A 364-nucleotide genomic window follows, 5' to 3' on the forward strand; every position below is an offset into this window, starting at 1 on the left:
CAGGAGATGAAAGTCTAACCGAGATTTATGAAATACCAGAGCTTCCAAAGGTCTATAGTTTTGGGCTGAACGTAAATAAGATTGATCAAGATGGAAATCCGCTGGATGGTGCTGTTTTTACATTAAGCGGAAATAGCAGTCAAGCACCCTACTATGCAAGCTGGTCTGGTAATTCCGGTACAAATGGAAGCTTTACCTTTTATGGTCTTAAAAGTCTTGAAAATTATACCTTAACAGAAACGGGGAATCCAACAGGTTATAAGCCCCTCACGGCGCCAATAACCTTTAATCTTGAAGCGCAGTATGACACACTGGGTGCTTTGGTCACGGTAGAAGCTAAAAATGTATCTGGCGGATATACCAT

At 41.5% G+C, this 364-nt stretch carries 1 protein-coding gene; it reads left to right on the plus strand.

Features of this window, described 5'->3' with window-relative positions; genetic code table 11:
* Nucleotides 1-364: prealbumin-like fold domain-containing protein (locus NE591_RS13325; RefSeq protein WP_256156872.1), on the plus strand; the 364-nt coding region annotated here is incomplete at both ends.

This window comes from Adlercreutzia sp. DFI.6.23 (assembly GCF_024462535.1).
GTDB lineage: Bacteria > Actinomycetota > Coriobacteriia > Coriobacteriales > Eggerthellaceae > Adlercreutzia > Adlercreutzia rubneri.